Source organism: Geminicoccus flavidas (assembly GCF_009806515.1).
Classification (GTDB): Bacteria; Pseudomonadota; Alphaproteobacteria; order Geminicoccales; family Geminicoccaceae; genus Geminicoccus; species Geminicoccus flavidus.
In genome coordinates, this window is sequence record NZ_WUJP01000653.1 from 1 (window position 1) to 4351 (window position 4351).

Annotated in this window: 3 protein-coding genes; all 3 read left to right on the forward strand. The window is 67.2% G+C overall.

Annotated features, from left to right (window positions below):
- Positions 1 to 1591 (forward strand): CTP synthase (locus EQG76_RS18585; protein WP_159715869.1); only part of this gene is annotated, 1591 nt, incomplete at its 5' end.
- A 38-nt stretch (positions 1592 to 1629) separates the two neighbouring features.
- Positions 1630 to 2472: a 3-deoxy-8-phosphooctulonate synthase gene (gene kdsA / locus EQG76_RS18590; protein ID WP_159715870.1), complete on the forward strand. Its 843-nt coding sequence runs from the start codon at positions 1630 to 1632 to the stop codon at positions 2470 to 2472.
- 22 nt (positions 2473 to 2494) lie between these two features.
- Positions 2495 to 3781 carry a phosphopyruvate hydratase gene (gene eno / locus EQG76_RS18595; protein WP_159715871.1) on the forward strand — a complete coding sequence of 429 codons (1287 nt, stop codon included), beginning with the start codon at positions 2495 to 2497 and terminating at the stop codon, positions 3779 to 3781.
- Positions 3782 to 4351: the final 570 nt, after the last annotated feature.

Genomic DNA, 4351 nt, shown 5'->3' on the forward strand with positions numbered 1-4351 from the left:
CTCGCTCGGTAAGGGCCTGGCAGCCGCCGCACTCGGAGCGCTCCTGCAGCTCAGGGGCTACCGCGTCCGTCTCCGCAAGTTCGACCCCTACCTCAATGTCGACCCGGGCACGATGAGCCCGTACCAGCACGGCGAGGTGTTCGTCACCGAGGACGGGGCCGAGACCGACCTGGACCTCGGCCATTACGAGCGCTTCACCGGTGTCTATGCGCGCGGCAGCGACAGCACGTCGTCCGGCCGGATCTATTCGCGCGTGCTGGAGCGCGAGCGGCGCGGCGACTACTTAGGCGGCACCGTGCAGGTGATCCCGCACGTCACCGACACGATCAAGGAAGCGATCCAGGGCGATACCGGCGATGCCGACATCGTGCTCTGCGAGATCGGCGGCACGATCGGCGACATCGAGGGCCTGCCCTTCCTGGAGGCGATCCGCCAGGTCGGCTGGGAGCTGGGCTCGGAGCGGACCTGCTTCGTCCACGTGACGCTCGTGCCGTTCCTCCAGTCGGCCAAGGAGCTGAAGACCAAGCCCACCCAGCATTCGGTGCGGGAGCTGCGGGCCCTCGGCATCCAGCCAGACGTGCTGGTCTGCCGCTCCGAGCACCCGATTTCGCACGACGCGCGGCGCAAGATCGCGATGCAGTGCTCGGTGCGGCCGGAAGCGGTGATCGCCGCCCTGGACGCCCGCTCGATCTACGAGGTGCCGATCCTCTACCATCAGGAAGGCCTGGACGTTCAGGTCCTGAAGGCGCTGGGCCTGCCGCACGAGCACGAGCCGGACGTAGACACCTGGCGCGCCATCACCCATGCGATCGAGCGCCCGGAAGGCGAGGTGACCATCGGCATCGTCGGCAAGTATGCCGGCATGGCCGATGCCTACAAGTCGCTGGGCGAGGCGCTGGTTCATGGCGGGATCGCCAACCGGGTGAAGGTGCATCTGCGCTGGATCGAGGCCGAGCAGGTCGGCGGCGCGCATGGCCACCACGCCCTCGACGGCTGCTCGGCGGTGCTGGTGCCGGGCGGGTTCGGCGAGCGCGGCGTGGACGGCAAGATCGCCGCGATCACCTATGCCCGCACCGAGAAGCTGCCGTTCTTGGGCATCTGCTTTGGCATGCAGCTCGCCTGCATCGAGGTCGCGCGCCATGTCGCCGGCATCAACGGCGCGTCGTCGACCGAGTTCGGCCCCTGCGTCGACCCGATCGTCGGGCTGCTCACCGAATGGGAGCGGGACGGGCGGCGGGAGCGGCGGGTGCAGGGCGGCGCGCTGGGCGGCACCATGCGGCTGGGCGGCTATCCCGCGCATCTGCAGGAAGGCAGCCTGGCAAGGCGGATCTATGGCGCCCCGGTCATCTCCGAGCGCCACCGGCACCGCTACGAGGTCAATGTCGAGTATCGGGAGCGGCTGGAGGCGGCCGGGCTGATCTTCACCGGCCTGTCGCCGGACGGGATCCTGCCGGAGATCGTCGAGATCCCGGACCATCCCTGGTTCGTCGGCGTGCAGTTCCATCCCGAGTTCAAGTCGCGCCCGTTCGCGCCGCATCCCCTGTTCGCCTCGTTCATCGAGGCGGCGGTGCGCCAGTCCCGCCTGGTCTGAGCCGCGCCGGCACGTGCAAGCAGCGAAAGGGTCCTGTCATGCAGCATGAGGTGACGGCCGGGCCGGTGACGTTTGGCCGGAGCAGGCCGTTCGTCCTGATCGCCGGGCCCTGCGCCATCGAGAGCCGCGACCATGCCCTGTTCATGGCCGATGCGCTGGTGCAGCTCACCACCCGGCTGGAGATCCCGTTCGTCTTCAAGTCGAGCTTCGACAAGGCGAACCGGACCAGCGGCGGCGCCGCGCGCGGCGTGGGCATGGCCAAGGGCCTGGACATCCTGGCTGAGGTGAAGGCCCGGCATGGCTGCCCGGTGCTCACCGACGTCCATGAAAGCCAGCAGTGCCAGCCGGTCGCCGAGGTGGTGGACATCCTCCAGATCCCGGCCTTCCTGTCGCGGCAGACCGACCTGCTGGTCGCCGCTGCCGAGACCGGGGCGGTGGTGAACGTCAAGAAGGGGCAGTTCCTGGCCCCCTGGGACATGAAGAACGTGGCGCGGAAGCTGGAAGAGGCCGGGGCCAGGGGCATCCTGCTCACCGACCGCGGCACCTCGTTCGGCTACAACACGCTCGTCACAGATTTCCGCGGCCTCACCTATCTGGAGGAGACCGGCTGGCCGGTCGTGTTCGATGCCACCCATTCGGTGCAGCAGCCGGGCGGGCAGGGCGGTGCGTCCGGTGGCGAGCGCCGGTTCGTGCCGCTGCTGGCCCGCGCTGCGGTGGCGCTGGGGGTGGCCTCGGTGTTCATCGAGAGTCATGATCGGCCGGACCAGGCGATCTCCGACGGGCCGAACCAGGTGCCGCTCGACCGGATGGAGGAGGTCCTGACCGACCTCGTGACGTTCGATCACCTGGCGAAGACGCGCCCGCTCCCCAAGCTCGCCTGAGAAACCAGAGGAACCCCTGGTCATGTTCGATACCGACATCGTGGGCCTCCATGCCCGCCAGATCCTGGACAGTCGCGGCAACCCGACCGTCGAGGTGGAAGTGACGCTCGCCGAGGGGGCGCTCGGCCGTGCCGCCGTGCCGTCGGGGGCTTCCACCGGCTCGCGCGAGGCGATCGAGCTGCGCGACGGCGACAAGACCCGCTGGCTGGGCAAGGGCGTTGGCAAGGCGGTCGATGCGGTCAATGGCGAGATCGCCGATGCGATCCTCGGCATGGACGCCACGGATCAGGAGGCGATCGACCGGTCGCTGATCGAGCTGGACGGCACGGAAGCCAAGAGCCGGCTGGGCGCCAACGCCCTGCTGGGCGTGAGCCTCGCCACCGCCAAGGCCGCGGCGGCGCAGCTCGGCCTGCCGCTCTACCGCTATGTCGGCGGGACCTCGGCCAGGGTGCTGCCGGTGCCGATGATGAACGTCATCAATGGCGGCGCCCATGCTGACAACCCGATCGACATCCAGGAGTTCATGATCATGCCGGTGGGCGCGCCATCCTTCTCGGAAGCGCTGCGCATGGGCACGGAGGTGTTCCACGCCCTGAAGAAGGCGCTCAAAGACGCCGGGCACAACACCAATGTCGGCGACGAGGGCGGCTTTGCGCCGAACCTGGGGAGCGCCGAGGCGGCCCTGGCGTTCCTGGACAAGGCGGTGGCAGCGGCGGGCTACCGGACCGGCGAGGACATCGTGTTCGCCCTCGACTGTGCCGCCTCGGAGTTCTTCCACGACGGCGCCTACGACATGGCGGGCGAGGGCAAGAAGGTCGACAGTGCCGGCATGGTCGACTTCCTAGCCGGGCTCTGTGACAGGTTCCCGATCCATTCGATCGAGGACGGCATGGGCGAGGGCGACTGGGCGGGCTGGAAGCTGTTGACCGAGCGGCTGGGCGATCGGGTGCAGCTCGTGGGCGACGATTTGTTCGTGACCAACCCCAAGATCCTGAAGGACGGCATCGAGCAGGGCATCGCCAACGCGATCCTGATCAAGGTGAACCAGATCGGCACGCTGTCCGAGACGCTGGACGCGGTGGAGACCGCCAAGGTCGCCGCCTATCGCTCGGTGATGTCGCACCGCTCGGGCGAGACCGAGGACGCGACCATCGCCGATCTCGCGGTCGCCACCAATTGCGGCCAGATCAAGACCGGATCCCTGTCCCGCTCCGACCGGCTGGCGAAATACAATCAGTTGCTGCGGATCGAGGAGCAACTGGGCGAGCAGGCCGTTTATCCGGGCAGGCGGGCGCTGGCGCGCCGCTGAACCCGACCCTTTCACTGGTCTTTTGAGTGCAAAGGCCCGGCGGCGCATCGCGCTTCCGGGCCTTTTTCGTGTCCTGGGCCGGATGCTTCCGCGCGAGGCCGGGATCTTCGCCGGGAGGGTGGAAATATATTACAGGAAACCTTGAAAGTTGTTGCGGCGGCGCGCCGCCCGGACGCTTCGTAAACGTTCGTTGTTGTTGAATGTCTTTAGAGGCTGTGTGAGAAGATTTTGAGCTGCTTTTCCTGAACGCTGTGTAATGAAAAGAACAGGACCTTCGTATACTGCGACCTCCGGATTAATAGGATGTCACATAGGTCCAGAATCACCGAGAATTGGTTTACCCGTCAGGAACCACGTGTCAGATCATCTATCAGATCAGGTGCTGATCCGTTCCCGCCCAGCAACAGGCTAAAGCCGACTGTGCTGGGTTCCGGCACGCAGTGGCGGGCGGAGCAGTACTGAGCTTGAAACCTGCAATTGTCCTGGGGGGGACATCATGCGCAGCCGTATCGCGGCCGTCCTGGCGGCCGCTGGAATCGCGCTCGGCTCACTGATGGCCGCTGCGCCGTC

Coding starts and splice junctions, on each gene's coding strand:
- kdsA (WP_159715870.1), top strand. CDS start 1,630: ATGCAGCATGAGGTGACGGCCGGGCCGGTGACGTTTGGCCGGAGCAGG.
- eno (WP_159715871.1), top strand. CDS start 2,495: ATGTTCGATACCGACATCGTGGGCCTCCATGCCCGCCAGATCCTGGAC.